The sequence below is a fragment of the Proteiniphilum saccharofermentans genome (assembly GCF_900095135.1).
GTDB classification, from domain to species: Bacteria; Bacteroidota; Bacteroidia; order Bacteroidales; family Dysgonomonadaceae; genus Proteiniphilum; species Proteiniphilum saccharofermentans.
On record NZ_LT605205.1, the window covers coordinates 3,643,347 to 3,668,166 of the forward strand.

The window sequence follows — 24,820 nt, forward strand, 5'->3', positions numbered from 1 at the left end:
TCTATGACCCATTGCTACGTTAACTCTAAAAAAACCAGCCAATAAACATCTAAATTATCCTTTCTTATATTGAATAAGAATGAACCCACATGGGGATATAATGATTTTCGAATTCAAATGTTTTCTGGACAGATTTATCATTTGTGGAGATATATGTTCCCTCATATCTTCCGAATTCCCAGCATTAATATCATCATTCTCGATTTTCCACATTGTAACAGGCACATAACCTCCAGGCATCTCTATTTTGATTTCCTGTTTCTTGAGATGTGAACGGTTTATCAATACAAGATTAATAACATTATCATCAGTTCTCACAGCTACGCCATCAATGTAAGCCACATCAACATCCTCAGTTAAGAGTTCATTATCGAAATTACCTCCAATAGCTAATTCTTGAACTGGCAAAGTTACTTTAGGTCCGTCTATGTAGATATTCATTTTTTCTCCGGACATATGCTTCCGGTAAAGATCGAAAACATGATAAATCGTACTTTTATAAGCATCTTCATCTCCAACAGATCGAACTAATCCATGCCCATTTACAGGAAATATATAATTGGCCATTCCTACATATGGACTCTGTCGAATAAAAACATTTAACATCCCGGCTGTTGTCACTACATCAAACAATCGCCTAGTATCATTTCTGGTGAAAGAATATTTCTCATTCTCAAAAACAGAGTGCCTACAATTCCATTCATCAATGCTTAATCGTATGGGATTATCTATTCGATCGAACAGCCTGTTCACCTTATCGAAAAGAATCGCATTCTTTGAGATTTGCATTTCGGCTTTTACCGGGGAAAAAATAGTGTAAAGTGGGTCTTGCAGCTTCCCTTCTTTTATTTTTGCCCCCATATAAAAATGCATAGTTAAAAAATCAATTAGATTACCATTCTTTTCAAGTACTTTTTTATTCCAATCATAAACATGCCCTACCGCCAAAAGGCTCAAGTCGGGATATAATGATTTGAAACAAGAAGCCCATTGGTTTAACTTATGCGAATAGAATTCTGCCGTTTCTGCTTTGTGAATACCATAAGAACCATAGTTTTCATTACCTATACACCAATACTTTACATTATAGGGATCGGCATGTCCATTGGCGATCCGCTTCATGCCAAATGCAGTTTCGGAAGAACCATTTACATATTCAATCCAATTTAACGCGTCACCCAACGATGCGGCATAATCAGGATGATTACTCATATTAAAATTGATATAAGGTTCAGTCCCTATTCTTTGACACCATTGAAGGAATTCATCCGTTCCAAAAAGATTTGTATCAACTCCTCCCCAACGGATACAATTAATTACTGGTCGTTTTTCTTTCGGTCCAATACCATTTTCCCAGTCATATTCATGAATATATGTACCAGCAGGCCATCGGACCACTGGCATCTGAAGTGATTTCAATAATTCAAAAACTGCCGGATTTTCTTCATTTTTCTCATTAAGTAACCCTCCATATATTATTTTATCATTACAATCTTCCAACATTTGCCCATAAATCATCGGATCAACAGTCTCCGGGTTGTCAGGGATTTCAACTGATACCTTTGTCACATGTACTACTGTTTTCTTATTAGTTGCAAAACTCGGGGAAAAACATGCGACACATATAAAGATAATTACAATCTTTTCTATTGTCATATTATTTATGCCTTTATTTAATGCTTTCATATTTAACCATAATAAATCCACAGGGGGATATTGTAATAGTCGAATTCAATTTTTTTCCCGAAAGACTTACTACTTGTGGAGAAATATTGTCCCTCTCATTTTCCGAGTTCACTGCATTGATATCGCTACCCTGAATTTTCCACATTGTAACAGGGACATAACCATCAGGGGCCTTTATTTTAACTTCTTGTTCACGAAGATGGGAGCGATTAATCAATGCAATATGCATAACACCATCCTCTGACATTACAGCTGTCCCATCTATATAATTCAATATTATACTACCTGTATTAAGATCTTTACTTATATCTCCGGCAACAGACAATTTATTAACAGGCATAGAAATTTCTGTACCCTTTATATTTAAATCCAACTTTTTCCCAGTCATATATTTCCGGTATAATTCGAAAATATAATAGATCGGGGTCTTATATGCATCCTCGTTCCCAACAGTTTTAATCATACCGTGACCATTTACCGGAAATATATAATTTGCCATTCCTACATACGGACTCTGTCGAATAAAAACATTTAACATCCCAGCTATTGTTACGATATCGAATAATCTTCTGGGATCATTTCTCGTAAAGACATATTTTTCTCCATCAAATACAGAATGACGACAATTCCACTCGTCAATACTGAATCGTATAGGGCTGTCTGTGCGCCCGTATTGATTATTGATTGCATTTAACAATTCTGCATTCTTTTGAAGATGAATTTCTACCTTAGCCGGTGAAAATAATGTATGCTCCGGATCTTGAAGTCTTTCATCTCTAACCTTTGCACCCATATAAAAATGTTTCGTAAGAAAATCAATTAGTTTTCCATTTCTCTGTAAAACAGTATCGTTCCAATGGTAAGTATGACCCACTCCTAGTAACTGTAGTTCCGGGTATTGATAACGAATAGCACTAGCCCATCTGTGAAGCCTATCTGCGTATTGTTTGGCGGTTTCTTCTGTATGTCTTCCCCACGGACCATAATTTTCATTTCCTATTCCCCAATATTTTACTCCGTAAGGTTCTTCATGTCCGTAGAGTGCTCTTTTCTTTCCAAAAGTGGTTTCAGTCGAACCGTTTACATATTCGATCCAACTCAAAGCATCTCCCAACGATGCCCCATATACGGGATCATTTCCCATATTGAAGTTTATATAGGGTTCTGTCCCAATTTTTTTGCACCATTGTAAAAATTCATCTGTGCCAAATTGGTGGGTTTCTATCCCTTTCCATGCAAATTCATCCACGACAGGTCTCTCTTCTTTCGGGCCAATCCCCTTCTTCCAATCATATTCATGAACGTAGGTACCACCCGGCCACCTCATCACCGGCATATCGAGTGGTTTCAATAGTTCATTTACTTTACTGTTTTCTGTACCATCCTCATTTATAAGCCCTCCATAAATAATTTTATCATTACAATCTTCCAGCATTTGTCCATAAATCATGGGATCTATGGACACCGGATTATCCGGAATTACTATTGATACTGTCGTAGGGTGTTTGTCTGTTTTTTGTGCGTATATAACCGACAGAGGAATACAAAATAACAAACAGAGAAACAAAGATTTATTTTTTACTAAATTCATTTTACAAATTGTTTTAATTATTAAAATTTCTGATGACTCCCAGTTTGCCTACCAGTAATTGTACACAAAAGAAACTAATAAGATAGGCACCTCCGATATACATAAATATGGGCATGTAGGAATGTGAGGTTATCGTACTCCCTATCACTTGCTGGGAGATAACACCTGTTATACCACCCAGTGTACCGCCTATACCCGTCAGGGTTGCCTGTACTTGTTTGGGATAAATTTCCGAAGGTATAGTGATGTTTGCCCAGAGTCCATGTGACAACATAATCCCTGATATAAGTAATACAGCGACGATGGGATTTGCTCCCGAAAACAAGAAGAAACACAACAGAGGAATGAGAACAGAAGCTGTGACCATAACTGTTTTTCTTGATTTGTTCAATGTCCATCCCCGCCTTTCAATTAACAATTTAGGAATATAGCCTCCAAGTATTGTCCCTAGTCCCATTGCCGTATAGGGTAACCAGGCGGCGAAACCCAACTCTTTCAAAGATAGACCTTGTACGTCTTGCAGATATTTCGGTATCCAAAAAAGCAGAAAATAGGTAACCGGGTCAATAAAAATTCTCGCAGAAAAACATCCCCAGGTTTCTTTCTTTTTAAGCAAGTCCTTTAGTTTTATTTTTTCCTCTCCCTCTCTTTCGGTTTTAGGAGTATCATCCTGGAGGATATATTCCTTTTCCTCCTGTGTAATATTAGGATGATCTTGCGGCCTATGATAATTCCTTAACCAAAAAAACAGCCAAACAAAACCCAGTATCCCAGTTGCTAAAAAGGCAATCCTCCATCCAAAAGCTAACGCAAGGAAAGAGACTAACGGTACAGCTACAGCAGCACCGATGGCTGTACCTGCATTAAATATGCCTATTGCCAACGCCCTTTCCTTTAAAGGAAACCATTCGGTTGAAGCTTTTACTCCTGCAGGGAAATTTGCGGATTCGGTAATTCCCAGAAAGAATCGGACTATTGAGAATTGTGCCAAAGAATGTACCACGGCATGCATCGCTGCAACAAATGACCAGCTTCCCACAGCTATACCAAAACCTTTTCTTGTACCTATCCTGTCTATAATCTTACCGCTGAGGGCATACATCAATGTATAACTAAATACAAAAACCGAAGTAAGATTGGCATAATCAATATCCGACCAGTTAAACTCCCCTTGAATCGTTGATGCCAAGATCGCAAAAGCATTCCTGTCCAAAGCATTTAGACCTGAAGCCAAACATAGCAAAAGTGCAATTTTCCATCTCAGATTTCCATTGTCAAAATAAACTCTCTTCATTTTTTCGTCCTAAAAGGGTTATAATGTTCTGCTTGCCGTCCATCACTATTTTCTGAATCTAATATCAAATCGGGATCGACCATCTCCCCTATATTTTCATTCAGCAGATATTGTCCTTGTTCTACCAGTTCTTTTCTTAATTGTTTAATATTAATTTCACGCGTGCCACATTTATTATGGCATGCCATTGCAACGGCGACACCGGCAGCTTGCCCCATCGCCGTACAGGTAGCCATTACACGAATGGAGCCATGCGCAATATGTGTTGCGGAGATGGGTCGTCCTGCAACCAACAGGTTCTTCAGATTTTTGGGGATCAGGCAACGGTAAGGAATCTCATATACCGATTTCCCGGAACCTGTGAAGATTTGCTTTTTTCCATGCGGAGGATGGATATCTATGGCAAAAGTTCCACAGGCTATACCGTCTTCAAACGAAGCACTGTTCAAAACCTCCTGTTCAGTCAATACATAATCACCGGCTATTCTCCTGGTTTCACGGATTCCGACTTGGATACCGCTATCAAGAATGTATGAGCTCTCGAAACCTCCAATATACTTTTGAAGAAATGCATGTACTTCTAATACTTGTTTTCGCAAAGCAACTTCAGCCCGGGTTATATCCGCAGTCTTTGTCCCATCGATATTCTGTATACGGGTAGTATTAACGCAGAATACCCCCGGGATGGGTAGTTCGTACATAAGGATACGAGGGGCTACCTCCGAATGTAACATCCCGGAATCTTTAGCTTCCTGCACCATCTGGTTCATCCCGAGGAAAGCAATTGCCTTTTGCTTATCAATTTGCTCATCACTTGGAGAATCTTTCAGTATGTTCCTGTTCTTTTTCATCCAATTACGCAGTTGCTCCACATCAGCTCCGCCCACCCTGAAATAGAGGGTTGCCGGCTGCATAGAACCATCTTCGTCTTTTCCCTTTGCAAAAGGCACACCCGAAAAGGCTGCGACATCGGCGTCGCCTGTACAATCTACAATATATTTGGGGCAAATAGCCTGACGTCCCGATTTATTTTCAATGATCACCGATCCTACAACCCCATTGGCAACATTCGCATCGACTATCCATGTATGAAAAAGCAGTTCTACACCCGCTTCTTCCAACATTTCGATAAGAATGATCTTTGCCCTTTCCGCATCGAAAGGTGTCATAGACGCATTATCAAAAGTCAAGTCAGCTACATGCCCTAAGGAAGCACCCCCCTGTTTCATACGGTCTACAAATTCTTCGGCAATTCCACGGATTACCTGATTGCCATTTTCATCATGGAATGTAAAAAACGGGTTTACCATTGCCGTAGTCAAGTTACCGCCGGGAAATCCATATCTTTCGATAAGCATTGTTTTAACACCCGACCGTGCAGCAGCAATTGCTGCACCTATTCCTGCAGGACCTCCTCCAGCAACTAAAACGTCCGGTCTTGCGATTATCGGAATTTCTCTTTGTTTTTCTATAATATGTTCCATTATAGCAGTGTTTTATAAGGCTGTAATAGAAGATAGCAATTCCTCTATTACAGCTCATTTGTTTATAAATATGGAAAAGTGATCAATATCCCTGATTTTGTGTCAGATTCGGATTTGCCTGACGTTCCGACGCAGGGATAGGAGAAAGATAATCACGATTGGGATCAAAGTAGCGAGCACCCAGTTTTGTGCCAAATTTATTCTTTTCTGTAAAATTTGTATAATCTGGATTACCATATTCATCGATATAAGGAGCTGCTGTGGGGTATCCTGTAGGGAATCGCCCATAACACATACCATTCATCAGCCTATCGGCTATTTTCCATCGACGAATATCAAATAATCTAAGTCCTTCTCCAGCCAATTCATATTTACGTTCTTTTCTAATTACAGAACGAAGTTCTTGTTGATTTTTACCTTTGGTTATTTCTGGCATATTGACTCTTCCACGGACTTTATTAATCGACTCGTACACGGAATCATCCAGTTGGTTTGCCTCTATTTTCGCTTCTGCATACATTAAAAGAATGTCTGCATAACGAAATGCGATAGCATTAATAGAAGAAGCTCCGTCAGTCCGTGATTCAAGCGGATCGCAATACTTTCTCCAACAATATCCTGAAAAACTTGCATAGGCGTGTGTTGCATCCAGATTGGCAATCCGCACTGCCGGGGATTGATTATAGTCCCAACATTGAATACTGTCTTTGTCAGTCTCAAATTGATAACCGAAGTATCTACTACCGGGTAAAGCAACAGTATGGTCAAGCCGTGGATCCCTATTTTTCCAAGGGTTTTTCGGATCATATAATGGAGATTTATCAATGGATAGTCCGTCGATACATTCATAAGAATCCACCAAAGCCTGTACCGGCATTTTATTTGAAAATCCACCCGCCAATCTGGATTTCATACGACTAGGCATTCCCTGACTTTTATCGTCCTGATTAAATTGAATTGCCCATATAATTTCTTTGGATGTTTTTCCTTTTAACATGGTAATATCACCATAATTAGGTTCCAGAATATATTCAATACCTTCAAGTTGCATTATTTTTTCACAAGCGTCAATGGCATCCTGCCAACGTTCATTGTACAAAGCTGTACGTGCTTTTACAGCCCATGCAAATCCCTTTGTTATCGCCATAGTATTAGGCTGATTTTCCTGTTGTAAATACTGAGCAGCTTCATCGCATTGGGAAAGGATAAAATCTACAACTTTTTCTATCGGATCTCTGCTGACATATGCTTCTTCTAATGATAACGTACGGTCAATCAATGGCACATCTCCAAATATAGAAGTAAGAGTGAGGTAACAGTAAGCCCTCAATACTTTGGCTTCTGCCTTATACCTATCTATCTTATCCGCTGAGACATTACCACTTGCCCTATCAATATTTTCCAATATAAAATTACATCGACTAATACTTTTGTACATATTTACCCAAATATCTCTTAATTGCCAAGCCGTAGTATTTTGATATATTTGCTCGGGTTTGACATCTCTGTCTGATGAGATATCAGATCCTGTATCATAGTAAATCATAAAAGGAATCTGATCATTATACAAATGGAAAGGTGAATGTATTCCTACGATAGCCATCTGAATCTCAATTTCAGTTCGAAGAAATGTTTCCGTTGAAGGATAATTCAATGGATATTTTTCCAAGGTGTTCTCGCAAGAGACAAACAACAAGGAACACAATATGAATATGCTTAATATTTTTCTATTTGTTTTCATAATATTATCTGTCTGTAATAATTAAAACCTGATATCTACACCTACACTTATGGTCTTTACCTGTGGATAATATGCTCCACCTGAAGCGGGGGAAACTTCCGGATCCCATCCTTTCCAAAAATTAGTAAAAGTGAATAAATTTTCTCCGGAAACATAAAATCGCAAATGCTCCATTAATGCACGTCCAGAAATTGATGTAGGTACTTTATAACCTAATTGGATATTCTTTACTCTTAAATAGGCTGCACTTTTCATATAGAAATCCGAATCAAGGTAATTGTTTGCAGAATCATAAAAATATAAACGCGGGAAAGCTGCGTGAACATTCTGATTCTCTTCAGTCCAACGATCTTTGTGTATCGTAAAAGCAGTTCCACCCGACCAGAACGGATACATAGCTATCGCAGACAAATATCCGTCAACTTTACCTACTCCTTGAAGTAATAGATTCAAATCAAACCCTTTATAACGTCCACTAAAATTGAGCCCATAGGTATAACGAGGAATTGTAGAGCCTAAAACTTCTCTATCGTCAGCATTTACAATATCATCATCATTCAAATTGGCATATCTTAAATCACCCGGGGCTAAAGAACGTCCCTGGCGCTCCCATTTATACGAACCATCACTATTAAAATCTTCTCCCGTCAAGATTCCTAAGCTTTTTCTCATATATAAAGAGTTGATAGCATATCCTTCTCGGTTGGTTACAAGACCTGTTCCGTTAATTCCTTTCAAATCCGTAATTTTGTTCCTCACATCAGAAATATTGAATGATATATCAAAATCAAAATCTCCAATTTTGTCCATATAAATAATATTCAAATCGTATCCTTTATTTTCAACAACTCCGGCATTTTGAAAAGTAGGCTCCAATCCCATTGTACGGGGAATATCCAAACGCATCAATATATCGTTTGTTTTTTTATGAAACCAATCGAAAGTTATATGCAGCTTGCTCCAAAAACTCAAATCCAATCCTATATTTGTCATTGTGGTTGTTTCCCACGTAATATCGGGATTATTCATAGTTAAAAGAGCTGCCCCATCTATCAGTTTATCACCTGAAATATATTTTGTACCCATATCAATATTAGAAGAAAAGGGATAATCATTTCCTATGTTTTGATTTCCCAAGGTACCCCATGAGCCTCTTACTTTAACATTGGATACATTTTCCCTAAAATTATCCCAAAATGTTTCTTCCGATAGCCTCCAACCGGCAGAGAAAGATGGGAAAGCCCCCCATTTTTTACCTTTTGCAAATTTGGAAGAGCCATCATATCGTATGTTTGCTTCCAGCAAATATTTACTCTTATAATCATAATTAACTCGTCCAAACCAGGAAACAAGGACATTCTCCCCTGCCCATCCATCATTTCTCATATTTTCAACGGAACCGGATTGTAATACGGAATACTCAGGGAATGGGAAATCATCTCTAAAGGCATTAAAACCTGAATAGTAATTAGACTCATATTGAAACCCCGCTAAAGCTGAGATTGTATGATGATTAATTGACTTATGATAATTGGCTGTAGTTCTGGATTGAAGATATCTGTTATAAGTCGACTCTTCTGTCAAATTCGATTTACTCGGGAGTTGTGAAAAAATACTCCCATCTGGATTATATGTTGTCACCTGTCTGACAAAACTTCTGGACAAAGGATATGAGATTGAAGGTGAAAAAGCTGTCTGCATCCAGAAATCCTTATAAGGTTCCCACTTGAATGAAAAATTCCCTGTAACCGGAGTGGATTTTTCATTCGTAAATCCCCCCTCATATATACTGGCAACAGGATTCTCTCCATTTTGTCCTTCTGCATAATTACCATTTGAGTATTTCATGGCCTGAACAGCAGGTAACTTATTCATTAAGAAGAAAATATATCCTATTCCCGATGAATTTCCTGAATTACTATTATACCTAGCGACAGAATTCCGATTAGAATTATAAAGAAACAAATCTAATGAAGAGGAAAAATTTTTAGTAAAAATAAAGTCCGTATTTAATCGGATGGAAATTCGTTCAAAATTAACTTTATCAATTATACCATCCTGTTTCAAATACCCTAAAGATGCTAGCACTTTCAATTTGTCCGTTCCCCCGGTTAGTGTCAAACTGTGATTCTGTTGTAATCCATTTCCTCTTAAGATCTCTTTTTGCCAATCTGTATCCGGGTAATTATCTCTGTCATTGGGTCCCTTTTCTCTCCAATTTTTAATTTGCTCTTCTGTATACACTACTCCCGCACCGGCATTAATCTTAGACTCATTTAAAAGGAGTATATGATCAAGTGCGTTTACCTTATCAGGAAGATTTGTCGGAGTTTGTTGAGCAACGTACCCACTATATGAAATATTAAACTTCCCCTCTGACGCACGTTTAGTGGTAATCAAAATAACTCCATTAGCGGCTTTAGATCCATAGATGGAAGAAGAGGCTGCATCTTTCAAAACCGAGATTGATTCAATTGTTGAAACATCAATATTATTTATCCCCATTTCAAGTCCATCTACCAAAATTAAAGGATTAGAGTTATTTAATGTTCCAATTCCCCTGATCTTTATATCTCCAGCATCCAACCCGGGTTGTCCGGACCGTTGCATAATGGTAACCCCGGGTGCAACACCTTGTAGAGCCAAAGAAGTCTGCCCCACCTGACGTTTAGTCAACACTTCACTACTCACAGAAGCGACAGAACCCGTAAGATTCACTCGTTTTTGCGTACCATATCCTACTACTACAACCTCTTCCAAAGTTTTGAGATCCTCTATCAAGACAATTGAAACCGAATTTTGGGTTCCTACTGTTATCTCTTGTGTCAGATATCCAATATAGGATACTTGCAGAACAGCATCATTACCAACTGAAATAATAAACTGTCCATCTATGTCTGTTATAACCCCATTATTCATCCCCTTTTCGATGATATTTGCACCTATAATCGCTTCCCCTCGCTCATCTTTAACCGTGCCGGTTATTTGTCGCTTGGCTTGTTGTTGAGTTTGTGAAAACGGTCTATTGTCAGTATTCAATATGATCGCCTTATTATTCACCTGATAAGTTATATCAGTATTATTCAATACGAGATCCAAAATTTCGAATATTGTCTTGTCTACTACACTTATCGATACTTTCAGATGTTTATTAATCTGATCATTGCTATAGAAAAAGTAAAAATCGGTCTGTTTCTCAATTTTACTGAAAAGTTCTCCCAATTCAATTTCATTTTCATGGATTGTCAGTTGCGTTTTCTGAGCGTAAGAGTCAATCGCATAGATTTGAAAAACACCAATCACAAATAATAAGAAGGTTACTCTCATAATAAACAATAAAAATTTAGGAATAGGTATTCCAGGTCTACAATTTTTCATACATTTGTTTGTTTTTAATTTGTAGCCTCTAACCGGATCTGACAGGATTTTATGGTTATTGGCTGGATTAATAAATTGAAAACTTAACGAGTCGGATGATAGGCCCATATCTTCCGGCTCTTTTTAAATTACTTCAAATAAGGCTAATTTCACTTTTCCCCATAGGCATTACTTTTTTATTGAATTAAACATAAAATATTATCATTCATCGATATAGATATTTCCTTCCGAAATCCGGTATTTGATCGGATAACTTTTCCCGATTGAATTCAAAACATCCTCTATATTCTCTCCCGGTATGACCCTACCGGTAAATCTTTTATTTTTCAAAGATGGAGCGATATGGATATCCAGATCAAAATGCTTAGCCAATAAGGGTACGATTCTCCCCAAAGGTTCATCCGTAAACCTATAAGTTCCGTCTTTCCAGGCAATATAATAACTGGTATCGATATTTTCAATTTCCACACTGCCATTTAATCGGTTTATACGAGCTTGCTCCCCGGGAACAAGAGGAGTCGACAAGTTTTTTCCTTCTTTATCTTTATAATTTAGATTAATCCCTCCTGAAATCAGGGTTATGTATGATGGTTCTTCCAGACCGGATTCTACAAAAAATTCTGTTCCGGTAACCTCTATTTCCACATTTCCGATGCGCACAGTAAATGGTCTCTCCGGATCTTTACGAATATCAAAATAAGCTTTTCCTTCCAAAGATACCGACCGCTTTTCTTCCGTAAACTTTTCCGGATAGGTTAACCGGGTATCCTCATTCATCCACACTTCAGAATGATCGGGCAAAACAATGGATTGTACACCGGCCTTATTATAAACCACATTTTGTACAAGGATGTGTTGCTGTGGTTCTTTCAAGGTGTCGGACAGAGTCATCCAAACGGCTGAGGCAATCAGCACGCCTATAAATACAGCAGCGGAGTAACGAAACCAACCAATCTTTCGTTTTTTAAGCGGGGCAATAAGCGGCTGACATCTCTGTGAACGTGCGTCAATCTCTCCGGCAAGTATCTGCCAACCACTATGAACAGCTTCTTCGGATAAACTTTTCCCTGAGTTCCATATCTCTTCGAGTTGGCAGTAATATGCTATATGTCCTTCCTCCTCCTTCAACCATTTGTTGAGAATGACCATTTCTTCCGGAGTAGCAATTTTCTGGATGGATCGGACAATTATTTCTTCAGTTATCGGCAACATCTTTTTAGTAGTATGATTGTCTTCTATATAGATAAGACAAGATGCCGTGCATATTTACTTAAACGAAAAATAAAAAAAATAAACCTTTTTTACCATTGCCTGTAAATCGAACTCGTAATGTCTTTAATCCCAGATACAATTGGTGTTCCACAGTACGGATGGAAATATCAAGAATCTCTGCAATCTCTGCATTTTTCTTTTCTTCAAAATAGGCCATTTTAAAAATAATCCGGCATTTTTCAGGTAATTTCTCAATCTCGTCATAGATATACTGCATATCTTCTTTATCTATGATCTGTTTTTCAAAAGAGTCGTAATAACCAAGGCCTAAAATGCGGTTATCCAATTCGGTTGATTCTATATAGTTTTTTTTCACCTGCTCCCTTATGAGGATATTCAGGCATTTATTCCTGACAGCCATAAATAAATAAGAACGGGAAGGTAACTTTTCATTCATTTCGGAATGATCCCATATATCGAGGAAAATATCCTGTATGATATCTTCAGCCATTTCCACAGAAACAAAACGCCGGGCAAACAATATCAGTGGCGATACGTTTGCCTCGTAATAAATTCTGAAAGATGCGAGACTATTTTCTTTGTTCCTGTCTTTCATCTATGGACTTATTTTCGGTAGTATAAATTAAACTGAACCAGCCCTTTCTTCAATGAATGCAAATTCTTTCTCAGGAAAAATCTCTGTGGCAAGGGATGTGAAATTTGTTCCGACGGACGCAAAGTTATAATATTTTGAACCGCTGTCCAAATTTAATGATTAGTCTCAAAATGTAGTTTTTGGAAAAACCTGTAACTACAACTTTCACAGGATAAAAAACGATAGTACAGATATAAAAAAGCCATCCCGAAGGATGGCTCATATTGTAGTATGTATCAAGAAAATTATTATCTGATCTTCTTGTATCCGTAAACAGCACGGTCGCCCAGTTCCTCTTCAATACGGAGTAATTGGTTGTACTTGGCCATACGGTCTGAACGGCTCAAAGAACCGGTCTTGATCTGTCCGGCGTTGGTAGCCACAGAGATATCGGCGATGGTAGCATCTTCGGTTTCACCTGAACGGTGTGAAGTTACACTGGTATATCCGTTCCTGTGTGCCATTTCGATAGCATTCAGCGTTTCTGTAAGCGTTCCGATCTGGTTCACCTTGATCAGGATAGAGTTTCCGCAACCCTCTTTGATACCTCTCTCAAGGAACTCAACATTGGTCACGAACAGGTCGTCACCCACCAACTGGCATCTGCTGCCAATCTTATCGGTAAGCAATTTCCATCCTTCCCAGTCGTTTTCACTCATACCATCTTCAATAGAGTCGATAGGATATTTGGTGATCAGTTCTTCCAGGTAAGCAACCTGCTCTTCGCGAGTACGTTTTTTACCGTTCGGGCCTTCAAATTTGGAATAGTCATATACGCCGTCTTTATAGAATTCAGAAGAAGCACAGTCAAGCCCTATCATCACATCTTTACCCGGTTCGTAACCGGCATTCCTGATGGCGGTCAGAATCGATTCGAGGGCTTCTTCGGTTCCTCCGCTCAAGTTGGGAGCGAAACCACCCTCATCACCAACAGCAGTGCTGAGGCCTTTGTCGTGAAGCACTTTCTTCAATGCGTGGAATACTTCGGCACCCATACGCAATCCTTCTTTGAAAGAGCTGGCACCAACAGGGCGGATCATAAATTCCTGGAATGCGATGGGAGCATCGGAATGAGAACCTCCGTTGATGATATTCATCATGGGAACAGGCAATACATAGGTGTTGGTACCACCAATGTAACGATAAAGCGGCAGACCGAGATAGTTAGCCGCAGCCTTTGCTACTGCGAGAGATACACCCAGAAGAGCGTTTGCACCAAGGTTGGATTTTGTTTTTGTACCGTCCAGTTCGAGTAATCTGGCATCAATCTGGGTCTGTTCCAATACATTCATACCCAACAGTGCCGGAGCAATAGTATCATTGATGTTTGCTACTGCTTTCAACACACCTTTTCCCAGGTAACGGCTTTTGTCTCCGTCACGGAGTTCCAATGCTTCGTTCTCTCCTGTAGAAGCTCCTGATGGAACAGCGGCACGTCCAAACGCACCCGATTCTGTCAACACGTCTACTTCAACGGTTGGATTACCTCTTGAATCCAAAACTTCCCGTCCTAAAACACTTACAATTCTCATGTTGTTGAATTTTATAAATAGATTAATTTGAAAATCCTAATTGATGGAAAATAACCTGATTTCCGTAATGGGGTGTCAGAATTTCTGACCTGCAAATATAGCTATATTTTTGCTACTTTGGGCTGTATCGAAGTAGAAAGTTCAATTAAAATGCTGATAATACCAATTATGCGGCCACACCGTTTACAGTTGAGATAAGTGCAGACAGGTTGGAAGTAAGTAATTTCACTGATATAGCCATGAGGATGACTCCAAAAAATTTGCGGAGGATATAAGCACCACTCTCTCCCAACAGCTTCTTTACCAGATCGAGATATCGCAATACCAAATAGACGATGGCCAGATTCAGTATCACCGCTATAATGATATTCACAATATGGAATTCAGCACGCATGGAAAGTAGGGTGGTAAAGCTTCCCGGTCCGGCAATCAGAGGAAAGACAACCGGGAACAACGTAGAGGAATTATCGGTAGAGGTACTATCATTCTTAAATATCTCTACGCCAAAAATCATCTCTATGGAAAGAATTAATAGCACAACAGCACCGGCAACGGCAAAAGCTGAAATATCAAGTTGGAAAAGTTTTAATATCCATTCTCCGACAAATAAAAAACCTACTAAAATCAGAAGTGAATAGAAAGCTGCTTTTTCGGGATGGATCGTTCTGTCCTGACTCCTTAGATTCAGAAAGATAGGGACTGCTCCTGTTACATCGATAATTGCAAACAGAACCAAAAAAGCACTAATAATTTCAACTCCGTTAAGCATTGTCATAAAATCCGATTTAGAATTATGAAAGAGATATCTTACCTTTTGCTCGCAAAAATACAAAATATCAGCCAATCAGCAAAATGATGCCTAATATTTGTCAACCAACGTAGCAAAACTTTCATAAGGAAAAGGTTCGGGATGTACCTGATTCAGGTATTTGATAGTCCTGAACGCATTGAAATGATGAAAAAAACGTTTCCGGAATGTAGCAAGGGAAGCACTGTTCTCATTACAATCCCTGACAAGCGTAAGGAAATCGATTTCCCGCAAGAATTGCAGCAATGACGGGTGCAGACCAGCTATCATTATTTCTACCGTTTGCGTATCTTTCCCAAAGAAGCCATCTTTCATATCGAAGAGTCGTTTCAATTCTTCGAACGCCCTCTTCGAATAGGCTCTCACATTACCATCCGGTTCATTTACAATTTTTTGTAATGAGGGTCCTGTTCCAAATGGAACCCGATCGGAAAGTCGTGCCATTGGAAAAACCGTTGTATCTTTCAGTTCGCGAATATTCCCAAGAGCAAATACCTTTTGCAGGAAATAAAAATCTTCCCCTCCCTGTTGTCGCCCCATACCTCCCACACGCACATAGGCGTCTGCCGACACTGCAAATGCGGATCCAATCGTGTGCCAATAATAAGGGAAGCCTGTATATTCCAACATCGACCGAAAATAACGGATATAGGCTTCATACTGCCTTGCTGCGCCTTCCGTCAGAGGGCTACCTGCTTCTACCCGGTGACGAAAATCATGAATGGTGCCATTCAGTGACTTATCACGGGAGAAAGCCTCCCATATAGTTATCAGGAAATTGGACGAGACCGTACAATCAGCATCCAGGGAAACAATTATACCTCGCGGCTTCTCATTACGTAGAAAATGCTCCACTGCCAGATCCATCCCTATTTTTCGTGCCAGACCCACACCGGCATGTTTTCGCGGTAAATCTTCGAACAGCAACGGCAAAAAGACGAAACTATCTTCATTATAACGCTCTGCAAACAGGTTGGTCTTTTCATAAGAAATCCTATTCTGCGCCACAACCTCCTCACCAGCAAGCACACCCGAATTGAGTATAACCACCGTCAACACGTTTGCATCAGGGCGATCGGCAGCACAGAGATTTTCCAATGTTTCAAACAGGGCGGGTTCGTTGTAGCAGGGAATTACCACGACTATTTCCGCTGCTGTCTCAGGCGGAATGATGGTGTGTAGGTATTCCGTTTTCTGCCTTTCGATATATGTTTTCCAATGCTTCATTTTTTGGAATAAAGACCTCTACCAAGAAAAAAAGGGCAAAATCACATAGTGACATCCCCTTTTACCCTGTCCTAAAAACTGTGAAACAGGATTATTTTCCCGAAGTAGCAGCTGCTGTGGCTGGACCGTACTTACTATTCAAAAATTCAACCACTTCGTTGGTAATGTCATATTTGTCTTCGGCAAGCAGGATCGTACTGGTGGTCCTGTTGCTGAATATAATTTCATAATGCTTGTCGCGGTTGAATTCCCTCATTCTTGCCCTGATGGTATCTTCCATCTGGATATTCAGTTTTTCCTGCTCTATCATAAATTCCTGTGTCAACCGTTCGGCCAACTGCTGGTATTCCTGATCCATCTGCATTATCCGGTTTTGTTCCTGCTGTGCCCTTTCCGTGCTTAAGAATGCATTATTACGTAGTTTGCGCTCAAAATCGGCAGCAGCATTACGAATCTGCCCCTCCCTCTGATTCAACGTTGCCCGGGTACTCTCCTGCTTTCTCAACAGCGATTCGTTGAGATCCTTGGCAAAATTATAATTCATCAACAATGAATCCACATTCACATAACCGATTGGCAATGTAATGGAAGAGTCGTTAAGCAAAGTAGTAAGATCTTTTTGTGCGGATCTGCCGGTGGATGGTTTGGATGTAAAATGTAAAACGTAAAGAATAATGATTGCGACCGCCAACACTCCGCTGACGATGTAAGGAGTAGAATTCTTCATTTTTGAGAGATTTAAATATTTTCTGATTTCAACATTTTTTCTATCGGACTTTCTCTTCTGCTTATCTCCGAGTCCTGGGATGTGGCACAATGGATTCCTTTATCCTGTAAAGGCTTGCTATCACCAATATGGAGGCTGGGAAACTCTCCTTTTTTGGTAAAGAAAACACGTATCCCCATCAATAGAATAGCAATAAACAGAATAGCAAAGCCTAAAATGAGTATTTTTATCATAATGATGTTTTTTGATGCCGCAAAGATACTCTAATTAGCCAATTAAACCATATTTTTTGGAATTAAAGATATTAAATTTTTGTCTATCCACCATTTTTCTTGTACTTTTACCCACTCTATAAGCCATCTAAAATAAAATAATATGACGATAACAGATTTACAACCTTCCGCCATCTGGAATTATTTTTACCAGATCACACAAATTCCAAGACCATCTAAAAAAGAGGAGAAAATCCTCGCCTATCTGCTCGATTTTGCCCGTGAACATGGTTTAGAAGCAAAGCAGGACAAAGTCGGCAATATAGTAATAACCAAGCCCGCCACTCCGGGTAAAGAGAATATTCCTACGGTGATCCTGCAATCGCATGTGGATATGGTTTGCGAGAAAAATTCAGATGTGACGCATGATTTCGATAATAATCCCATAGAGACAATTATCGACGGTGATTGGATAAAAGCAAACGGCACTACGCTGGGAGCTGACAATGGTATAGGTGTGGCTGCCCAGTTAGCTGTGTTGGCTGCCGATGATATTAGTCACGGTAAAATCGAAGCGCTCTTCACTGTGGATGAAGAGACAGGACTGACAGGCGCTAATTCGCTCGACAAAGATCTTCTCACAGGTAGTATTCTGCTCAATCTCGATACGGAAGAGGAAGGTGAAATATATATAGGATGTGCGGGGGGAAAAGGCACGAAAGCCTATTTCAAATACAAGGAAAAAGATGTACCAAAGAAATATTTCTGGTTCAAGGTGCAAGTAAAAGGGCTGCGTGGTGGTCACTCGGGTAGTGATATCGACAAAAAACTGGGCAATGCCAATAAAATACTCACCCGCTTTCTGCACTCCATTACAAGAAAAAAATATGGCATGGCCCTCTCCGAAATTGGTGGGGGAAATCTACATAACGCCATTCCCAGGGAAGCATACGCACTTCTGGGAGTAAAAGAGAAATACAAAGAAGACATAAGGGTGAAACTAAATACTTTTCTGGCTCAGGTACAAGAAGAATACAAACATACCGATCCCGGTCTCGACATTCAACTTGAGTCTGTACAGATCCCTTCAAAAGTGATCAACAAGAAGACTACCGAGAAACTGATTAGCGCGTTGTATGCCTGTCCCCATGGTGTTATCGGCATGAGTTACGATATCCCCGGACTGGTAGAGACATCGACCAACCTGGCATCTGTAAAGATGATTGACAATCACCTGGTTGAAGTCGGTTCCAGCCAGCGCAGTTCCGTCGAGTCCCAGAAAGAGTATGTGGTGAATATGGTATCCTCTGTATTTGAACTGGCCGGTGCAAAAATAACCCATAATGACGGATATCCGGGATGGCAACCCAATCCCGATTCCAATATTCTGAAACATGCGCAAAAAGAGTATGAAGCACTGTTCGGGAAAAGCCCTAAAGTAAAGGCTATCCATGCAGGTCTTGAATGCGGGTTATTCCTCGAAAAATATCCTCATCTCGACATGATCTCCATAGGGCCGGATATGACCGATGTACATTCACCCGACGAAAAAATGAAGATCTCTTCCGTGGGTAAATTCTGGGATTTCCTGGTAAAGATCCTGGAAAATATGCCGGCGGAGAAATAAACCCTAAAACAATGCGCCATTTCTTCATTCTCAGTCTTCTACTGATTATCCATACTACGGGGGTCGTTGCACAAAACGACTTCCGTATTATGTTTTACAACGTAGAAAACCTGTTCGACACACATGATGACCCGTTGAAGGAGGACGACGATTTCTTACCGGATGGTTTTATGCGGTGGACACCATGGAAGTATTGGGAGAAACTGCGGAATATTACCCGTGTGATTACAGCTGTCGGCGGTATGCAATCTCCTGCATTAATCGGGCTGTGCGAGATAGAAAACGACTCAGTGCTTTTCGACCTCACAAAACGATCACCCTTGCGGGCACAGGAATATGATTATATTATTACCGATTCGCCTGATGATCGGGGGATCAATGTGGCACTGCTCTATCAGCGTGATCAATTCAAACCTTTACAGACCAGCGAATACGAAATAAAGTTCAGAAGCAAAAAAATCAGGCCGACACGCAATATTCTTCACGTCACCGGAGAGGTACTCAATGGAAACCTCCTCGACATTTTCGTCTGCCATTTCCCCTCACGCAGCGGTGGACAGCGGGAAAGCGAGCCCGCACGCATAGAGGCGGCAGCTCTTCTGAAAGACAAGGCAGACAGCCTGTTTACTCTCCGGGAAAATCCCCATATCATTATTATGGGTGACTTCAATGACCATCCCGAAGACAAAAGTCTTTCTCAAATATTGAAAGCTAAAAGCATAATGCCACCACTCCAGAAGAATCAGTTGTATAACCTTTTCTATCACCGCTCAAAAGAACCCGAATTCGGCTCTTATAAATATCAGGGAAAATGGGAGATCCTCGATCAATTTATCGTCAGCGGAAATCTTTTAATGGAAGAGAACCATATTTACGTAAAGAACAATGAAGCGCATCTCTTCAAAGCCGATTTCCTGTTGGAAGATGATGAAAGGTATTACGGTAAAAAACCTTACAGGACAAGTGCAGGGCCACGCTATATAGGTGGATTCAGTGATCACCTGCCCATTTATATGGATCTGATTCTTATTTTAGAAGATCATTAAACAGGCCTTGCATATTTTTTCAAACTTTATCATAATATTTTTCTTTATATCCATAAATAAGTTCTATATTTGTATTTCGTAGCAATTTGAACGTATAAACAAATTAAACATAACGCACTTATGAATCCATTACTTATCAACTTAAACGGATGGGAAATACCTATTATAGTTTTGGTTATTCTGATTCTTTTCGGAGGGAAAAAAATACCTGAATTCATGAAAGGTCTTGGAAAAGGCATCAATAGCTTTAAAAAAGGACTAAAGGATATTGAAGAAGATATTAAGGCCGAACCGACAGAAAATAATTCATCATCTAATAATTAAATAGCACCCGAAAGAAACCTGCCAGATTATCACATCAGGGGAGGTCTTTCATGCTATTATCAGTACCATAAGAGTTATAATTTCGGAGGCAAAACCGGTTAAACCCGTTTGTCTCCGGCTGTTTATATATTTATTATATAGCGCAGATAGAAATGTCAGAGAAGGAAATGTCTTTTTGGGATCATCTGGAAGAGTTCCGATGGACCATTATTCGTGTTATTATTGCCGTGATCGCTTTCTCTGTTGTCGGATTCATCGTTATACCCCATATTTTCGACTCAGTTATACTTGCTGCCCGTTCGTCCGATTTTGTCACCTATCGTTTTTTTGAGAAAGTAAGTGAATATATTCCTTTTTTGCCTGATTTCTCAGCCGACTCCTTCTCCGTAGAGATGCTAAATATAAACATGACTACTCAGTTTATGACTTATATCTCTACGTCGTTGATGTTTGGCGTACTCTGCACCATCCCCTATATACTATATGAGTTATGGAAATTTATCAGCCCTGCACTTTATGAGAATGAAGCGAAAGGAGTAAAAACTGTCTTTGGATTTGGGGGATTCATGTTTATAATAGGCTGCTTAGTGGGTTATTTCGTGGTATTTCCTTTAATATTCCGCTTCCTTATCACATTTGAATTAAGCGAATCCATAGAGAATATGATCTCGCTCGACTCTTATATGAACAATTTCTATACCCTTATCCTGATTATGGGGTTGGTATTCGAAATGCCATTGGTATTCTGGCTGTTATCCAAACTTGGACTGATTTACCGTTCTTTTTTCCGGAAATTCCGTCGCCATGCCGTGGTCGGCTCACTCTTGGCTGCTGCGTTGATCACTCCTTCAGGTGATCCTTTTTCCCTTTTCGTGGTGACCGTACCTATTTATATGCTTTGGGAGATCAGTGCCTTTATGGTAAAGAAAGATCCACCTGAAGAAGAAGAAAATCTCCCGGCTGTATTCGAGTAGAAGTCTCTGATGTTGGCCCTATAGAAACCTTAGCACACTTGTTCAGGTAAAACAAGAACTGTCCGATCTACTTGTTTACGATCGTTCTTCCGAAAGGAGTGAGTGCCAGGTTCATCAGTTTGAAATGCTGATTGCCAAAAGGAATACCGATAATGGTAATATAAAACAGCAGACCGAACAGCAGGTGAGTGAGTACGATAGGGACTCCGCCTACAAAAAACCAGATTACATTCATCAGAAAAGAGAGGCATCCTGAAGATGGTTCTTTTTGCACCACCTTCTTACCGAAAGGCCATAGTGCCACCTCGGCAAGTTTCAACGATTGGAGTCCAAAAGGGATGCCGATAATAGTGACCATCAGCGCCACACTGCCCAACAGGTATTCAATGGCGATAAAAACGCCACCGAATACTACCCAGATAATATTTCCCAAAGTCTTCATTTTACGGCAATCACTTCTATTTCTACCAGTGCATTTTTCGGGAGAGCTTTTACTGCAAAGGCCGAACGAGCCGGAAAAGTACCGGTGAAACGGGTAGCATACACTTCGTTCATCTCCGCGAACAGCGACATATCATCCAGAAATACCGTCGTTTTCACAATATTATCCATCGTAACGCCGGCTGCTGTCAGCACTGCTTCTATATTCCTGAATATTTGAGTGGTCTGCTCTTTCACACCACCAGGAACAATATTTCCGTTCGATGGATCAATAGGTAACATACCCGACAGGAACAGCATCCCGTTGGCTTCAATAGCCTGGCTGTAGGGGCCTATAGCCGCAGGCGCATTGTCAGTTGAAATTATTTTTTTCATCTTTTTATTATTCAAGTTAGTCCCATTATTCACGACTTGTCCCGATTCATCGGGATTGGCATATTAGTAACATTGCCACACTAGATATTCCTCTGCCTTACCACCTCATAGATCAACACTCCAGCCGCAACGGATACGTTGAGTGACTGGATTGTCCCGGATTGAGGGATCCTCACCAGTTCGTCACAAATACGGAGGTGCTCGGGAGCCACGCCGGCATCTTCCGATCCCATTACAATGGCGGCCGGCACAGAAAAATCTGTCCCAGTGTAAAAGGAGGTAGCCTTTTCAGTGGCAGCCACCACTTTTATTCCACTGTTTCTAAGAAAGACGATGGCCTCTTTCAGGCTTTTTTCACGGCAGACAGGAATAGAATGCAATGCACCGGCCGAGGTCTTTATCGCATCGGCATTCACCGACACGCTTCCTCTCTCGGGTATTACGATAGCATCCACGCCCGCCACCTCGCAGGTACGTGCGATAGCACCGAAATTACGCACATCGGTCACTCCATCCAATACCAATATAAACGGTATTTTTCCCTCTTCATAGAGCAACGGCACTACATTTTCCAGTTTCTGGTAGGTAACAGCCGAAGTGAATGCGATCACCCCCTGATGGTTCTTCCGGGTGATACGGTCTATCCGCTCCACCGGCACCTTCTGCATCGGTATCTCATAACGGCGGAGCAGTTCCTGCAATTCCAAGAATAACTCACCCGACAATTCCCGCTTTACCAGCACCTTGTCCATATCTTTTCCGGCTTCCACCGCCTCAATAACGGCACGAATGCCGAAGATCATCTCTTTTTCCTTCATACTTTAGTTTCTATTCAGCATCACTTTGGCATTTTCGATCGCCTGTTCCGTAATTTCTGCACCGCTCAGCATGCGTGCAATTTCCTGTATCCGCTCTTCGGGTGTCAGTTCTTTTATTTTTGTCGTTACGATATTGCCCAAATCCTCCTTATACACCAGGAAATGGGCTGTTCCTTTGGATGCGATCTGCGGAAGATGTGTGATACCGATTACCTGCATCCGTGTGCCCATCTCTTCCATGATAGCTCCTACCCTGTCAGCCACTTCGCCCGAGGTTCCGGTGTCGATCTCATCGAAAATGATGGTCGGCAATGACGTGGCTCCCGCAATCATCGATTTGATACACAGCATCAAACGAGACATTTCACCACCTGAAGCAATTTGAGAAACAGGTTGGGGAGCCACATTCTTATTGGCAGAGAAAAGAAACTGCACCGTATCAGCTCCTGTCGCGTCAGGCATCTCTTTGGTTTTGAACTCACATTGAAACTTCACATTGGGCATCCTCAGGTAGGCAAGTCGTTCTACCAACTCTTTCTCAATACGGGGTATCGCTTTCTTCCTTTTTACACTTAACATTTCAGCTCTCGCCATCATGGTCTCCCGTTTCTCTCCGGTCTCCTTCTCCAACGCTTGCAACCGCTCGTCAAGCGAATCAATATTCTCCAATTTCCGCCCCATCTCGTCACGCAAAGTAATCAGCTCTTCCACTGTAGTGGCAGAATGTTTCTTTTGCAGGTCATAGATCGCACTTAGGCGTTCTTCCAACAACTCTCTTCGACCGGGGTCAAATTCCACCTCTTCGAAATAACCGGCGATTTCCTCACGCACATCTTTCAATTCTATAAAAGCAGAATCTACCCTTGAAACCAATTCGGATAATTTCGGATAAAACCGTTGCACATTGTGCAATGTATCTGCCACTGTGCGCAGCATCGACTCCACGCTCCGCTCTTCTTCCGACAGGAGTGCAGTAGCTGCGTAAAGCCCTGTCTTTATCTCTTCGGCATGAGAAACTGCCTCCAGTTCTTCTTCGAGTTGTGCCTGTTCACCGGGTTGAAGATTCATCTCCTCAAGTGCACTATATTGAAACCTGAGATAGTCTTCCTCTTCCCGGTTTTTACGGGATTGCTCCCGGAGATCACCCAATGCCCTTTCAGAAGCACGATAAACAGCATAAGCCTCTCCATAATCCGCACGCTCTTTCCTTGTATCGGCCAGCAGATCCACCACATTCAACTGGAAAAAGTTATCGTTCAGCGACAGGTTCTGGTGTTGGGAATGGATGTCGATCAACCTGTCTCCCAACCCTTTCAGATCATTCAGGTAGACAGGGGAGTCATTCACAAAAGCACGCGATTTCCCATTACTCCATATTTCCCGGCGAAGAATACACTCTTCACCATCATATACCCAATCCATCTCTTCGAAAAAAGAGGCAAGATGATATGCCGAAACATCGAAAACACCTTCTATGACACACCTTTCAGCATCCTGTTTGATCTGCTTCACATCGGCACGCTGCCCGAGGATCAGCGAAAGGGCTCCAAGAATAATCGATTTACCGGCTCCCGTCTCACCTGAGATTACCGAGAAGCCGGGATCAAACCCGATCCTGAGAGAATCGATCAATGCAAAATTCTGTATGTATAGCGACTTTAACATATA

General features: G+C 40.7%; 21 protein-coding genes. 4 read left to right on the forward strand and 17 right to left on the reverse strand.

Annotated elements, in window-relative coordinates; translation table 11 throughout:
* Positions 1-54 precede the first annotated feature (54 nt).
* The 13 genes from PSM36_RS14185 to PSM36_RS14245 form a co-directional block, all read right to left on the reverse strand.
* Entirely contained in the window at positions 55-1,686 is a 1,632-nt protein-coding gene (locus tag PSM36_RS14185; protein ID WP_154671036.1) for an alpha-L-arabinofuranosidase C-terminal domain-containing protein, read from the reverse strand.
* Positions 1,670-3,277, reverse strand: a complete 1,608-nt coding sequence (locus tag PSM36_RS14190; protein ID WP_076931471.1) for an alpha-L-arabinofuranosidase C-terminal domain-containing protein — start codon at positions 3,275-3,277, stop codon at positions 1,670-1,672. Before PSM36_RS14190 ends, PSM36_RS14185 begins: the two co-directional genes overlap by 17 nt.
* A gap of 13 nt (positions 3,278-3,290) precedes the next feature.
* Positions 3,291-4,571, reverse strand: a complete 1,281-nt coding sequence (locus PSM36_RS14195) for an MFS transporter (protein ID WP_076931472.1) — start codon at positions 4,569-4,571, stop codon at positions 3,291-3,293.
* On the reverse strand, positions 4,568-6,055 hold the full coding sequence (locus PSM36_RS14200; protein WP_076931473.1) for an FAD-dependent oxidoreductase: 1,488 nt from the start codon (positions 6,053-6,055) through the stop codon (positions 4,568-4,570). Before PSM36_RS14200 ends, PSM36_RS14195 begins: the two co-directional genes overlap by 4 nt.
* An 82-nt stretch (positions 6,056-6,137) precedes the next feature.
* Positions 6,138-7,796, reverse strand: a complete 1,659-nt coding sequence (locus tag PSM36_RS14205; protein WP_083711074.1) for a RagB/SusD family nutrient uptake outer membrane protein — start codon at positions 7,794-7,796, stop codon at positions 6,138-6,140.
* A 21-nt stretch (positions 7,797-7,817) separates the two neighbouring features.
* Entirely contained in the window at positions 7,818-11,174 is a 3,357-nt protein-coding gene (locus PSM36_RS14210; RefSeq protein WP_161947581.1) for a TonB-dependent receptor, read from the reverse strand.
* A 201-nt stretch (positions 11,175-11,375) separates the two neighbouring features.
* The gene (locus PSM36_RS14215; protein ID WP_076931477.1) at positions 11,376-12,386 is read right to left on the reverse strand and encodes a FecR family protein; all 1,011 of its coding nucleotides are present in this window, start codon (positions 12,384-12,386) and stop codon (positions 11,376-11,378) included.
* A gap of 58 nt (positions 12,387-12,444) precedes the next feature.
* Positions 12,445-13,002: an RNA polymerase sigma-70 factor gene (locus PSM36_RS14220; protein WP_083711076.1), complete on the reverse strand. Its 558-nt coding sequence runs from the start codon at positions 13,000-13,002 to the stop codon at positions 12,445-12,447.
* Between the two features lie 287 nt (positions 13,003-13,289).
* Positions 13,290-14,573, reverse strand: coding sequence for a phosphopyruvate hydratase (eno, locus tag PSM36_RS14225; RefSeq protein WP_076931478.1), 1,284 nt, complete (start codon positions 14,571-14,573; stop codon positions 13,290-13,292).
* A 166-nt stretch (positions 14,574-14,739) separates the two neighbouring features.
* The gene (locus tag PSM36_RS14230; RefSeq protein ID WP_076932291.1) at positions 14,740-15,348 is read right to left on the reverse strand and encodes a MarC family protein; all 609 of its coding nucleotides are present in this window, start codon (positions 15,346-15,348) and stop codon (positions 14,740-14,742) included.
* Between the two features lie 84 nt (positions 15,349-15,432).
* Positions 15,433-16,608 carry a glycosyltransferase family protein gene (locus PSM36_RS14235; protein ID WP_076931480.1) on the reverse strand — a complete coding sequence of 392 codons (1,176 nt, stop codon included), beginning with the start codon at positions 16,606-16,608 and terminating at the stop codon, positions 15,433-15,435.
* A 91-nt stretch (positions 16,609-16,699) separates the two neighbouring features.
* Positions 16,700-17,335 (reverse strand): OmpH family outer membrane protein, encoded by a 636-nt coding sequence (locus PSM36_RS14240; protein ID WP_076931482.1) that lies wholly within the window; start codon positions 17,333-17,335, stop codon positions 16,700-16,702.
* Between the two features lie 11 nt (positions 17,336-17,346).
* The gene (locus PSM36_RS14245; RefSeq protein ID WP_076931483.1) at positions 17,347-17,568 is read right to left on the reverse strand and encodes a hypothetical protein; all 222 of its coding nucleotides are present in this window, start codon (positions 17,566-17,568) and stop codon (positions 17,347-17,349) included.
* A 142-nt stretch (positions 17,569-17,710) separates the two neighbouring features.
* Here PSM36_RS14245 and PSM36_RS14250 point away from each other — a divergent pair, with 142 nt between their 5' ends.
* The 4 genes from PSM36_RS14250 (at position 17,711) to tatC (ending at position 21,518) form a co-directional block, all read left to right on the forward strand.
* Positions 17,711-19,174: an aminoacyl-histidine dipeptidase gene (locus tag PSM36_RS14250; protein ID WP_076931485.1), complete on the forward strand. Its 1,464-nt coding sequence runs from the start codon at positions 17,711-17,713 to the stop codon at positions 19,172-19,174.
* An 11-nt stretch (positions 19,175-19,185) separates the two neighbouring features.
* The gene (locus tag PSM36_RS14255; RefSeq protein WP_317042215.1) at positions 19,186-20,220 is read left to right on the forward strand and encodes an endonuclease/exonuclease/phosphatase family protein; all 1,035 of its coding nucleotides are present in this window, start codon (positions 19,186-19,188) and stop codon (positions 20,218-20,220) included.
* A gap of 120 nt (positions 20,221-20,340) precedes the next feature.
* The gene (locus PSM36_RS14260) at positions 20,341-20,544 is read left to right on the forward strand and encodes a Sec-independent protein translocase subunit TatA/TatB (protein WP_026327189.1); all 204 of its coding nucleotides are present in this window, start codon (positions 20,341-20,343) and stop codon (positions 20,542-20,544) included.
* A gap of 152 nt (positions 20,545-20,696) precedes the next feature.
* Complete coding sequence (gene tatC, locus PSM36_RS14265; protein ID WP_076931486.1) at positions 20,697-21,518, forward strand: twin-arginine translocase subunit TatC; 822 nt, start codon at positions 20,697-20,699, stop codon at positions 21,516-21,518.
* Positions 21,519-21,585: 67 nt separating this feature from the next.
* Here the strand turns inward: tatC and PSM36_RS14270 are convergent, their stop codons facing one another.
* From PSM36_RS14270 to recN, 4 genes are all read right to left on the reverse strand, one after another.
* Positions 21,586-21,960 (reverse strand): YccF domain-containing protein, encoded by a 375-nt coding sequence (locus PSM36_RS14270; RefSeq protein ID WP_076931488.1) that lies wholly within the window; start codon positions 21,958-21,960, stop codon positions 21,586-21,588.
* Positions 21,957-22,334: a RidA family protein gene (locus PSM36_RS14275; protein WP_076931489.1), complete on the reverse strand. Its 378-nt coding sequence runs from the start codon at positions 22,332-22,334 to the stop codon at positions 21,957-21,959. The genes PSM36_RS14270 and PSM36_RS14275 overlap by 4 nt, the downstream gene beginning before the upstream one ends.
* A gap of 80 nt (positions 22,335-22,414) precedes the next feature.
* Positions 22,415-23,152 carry a 23S rRNA (guanosine(2251)-2'-O)-methyltransferase RlmB gene (gene rlmB, locus PSM36_RS14280; protein ID WP_076931490.1) on the reverse strand — a complete coding sequence of 246 codons (738 nt, stop codon included), beginning with the start codon at positions 23,150-23,152 and terminating at the stop codon, positions 22,415-22,417.
* A gap of 3 nt (positions 23,153-23,155) precedes the next feature.
* Entirely contained in the window at positions 23,156-24,817 is a 1,662-nt protein-coding gene (recN, locus tag PSM36_RS14285) for a DNA repair protein RecN (protein WP_076931492.1), read from the reverse strand.
* Positions 24,818-24,820: the final 3 nt, after the last annotated feature.

Bases quoted from the DNA above. Each gene is read 5' to 3' on its own strand.
- PSM36_RS14185 (WP_154671036.1), bottom strand. From the start codon at position 1,686: ATGAAAGCATTAAATAAAGGCATAAATAATATGACAATAGAAAAGATT.
- PSM36_RS14190 (WP_076931471.1), bottom strand. From the start codon at position 3,277: ATGAATTTAGTAAAAAATAAATCTTTGTTTCTCTGTTTGTTATTTTGT.
- PSM36_RS14195 (WP_076931472.1), bottom strand. From the start codon at position 4,571: ATGAAGAGAGTTTATTTTGACAATGGAAATCTGAGATGGAAAATTGCA.
- PSM36_RS14200 (WP_076931473.1), bottom strand. From the start codon at position 6,055: ATGGAACATATTATAGAAAAACAAAGAGAAATTCCGATAATCGCAAGA.
- PSM36_RS14205 (WP_083711074.1), bottom strand. From the start codon at position 7,796: ATGAAAACAAATAGAAAAATATTAAGCATATTCATATTGTGTTCCTTG.
- PSM36_RS14210 (WP_161947581.1), bottom strand. From the start codon at position 11,174: ATGAAAAATTGTAGACCTGGAATACCTATTCCTAAATTTTTATTGTTT.
- PSM36_RS14215 (WP_076931477.1), bottom strand. From the start codon at position 12,386: ATGTTGCCGATAACTGAAGAAATAATTGTCCGATCCATCCAGAAAATT.
- PSM36_RS14220 (WP_083711076.1), bottom strand. From the start codon at position 13,002: ATGAAAGACAGGAACAAAGAAAATAGTCTCGCATCTTTCAGAATTTAT.
- eno (WP_076931478.1), bottom strand. From the start codon at position 14,573: ATGAGAATTGTAAGTGTTTTAGGACGGGAAGTTTTGGATTCAAGAGGT.
- PSM36_RS14230 (WP_076932291.1), bottom strand. From the start codon at position 15,348: ATGACAATGCTTAACGGAGTTGAAATTATTAGTGCTTTTTTGGTTCTG.
- PSM36_RS14235 (WP_076931480.1), bottom strand. From the start codon at position 16,608: ATGAAGCATTGGAAAACATATATCGAAAGGCAGAAAACGGAATACCTA.
- PSM36_RS14240 (WP_076931482.1), bottom strand. From the start codon at position 17,335: ATGAAGAATTCTACTCCTTACATCGTCAGCGGAGTGTTGGCGGTCGCA.
- PSM36_RS14245 (WP_076931483.1), bottom strand. From the start codon at position 17,568: ATGATAAAAATACTCATTTTAGGCTTTGCTATTCTGTTTATTGCTATT.
- PSM36_RS14250 (WP_076931485.1), top strand. From the start codon at position 17,711: ATGACGATAACAGATTTACAACCTTCCGCCATCTGGAATTATTTTTAC.
- PSM36_RS14255 (WP_317042215.1), top strand. From the start codon at position 19,186: ATGCGCCATTTCTTCATTCTCAGTCTTCTACTGATTATCCATACTACG.
- PSM36_RS14260 (WP_026327189.1), top strand. From the start codon at position 20,341: ATGAATCCATTACTTATCAACTTAAACGGATGGGAAATACCTATTATA.
- tatC (WP_076931486.1), top strand. From the start codon at position 20,697: ATGTCAGAGAAGGAAATGTCTTTTTGGGATCATCTGGAAGAGTTCCGA.
- PSM36_RS14270 (WP_076931488.1), bottom strand. From the start codon at position 21,960: ATGAAGACTTTGGGAAATATTATCTGGGTAGTATTCGGTGGCGTTTTT.
- PSM36_RS14275 (WP_076931489.1), bottom strand. From the start codon at position 22,334: ATGAAAAAAATAATTTCAACTGACAATGCGCCTGCGGCTATAGGCCCC.
- rlmB (WP_076931490.1), bottom strand. From the start codon at position 23,152: ATGAAGGAAAAAGAGATGATCTTCGGCATTCGTGCCGTTATTGAGGCG.
- recN (WP_076931492.1), bottom strand. From the start codon at position 24,817: ATGTTAAAGTCGCTATACATACAGAATTTTGCATTGATCGATTCTCTC.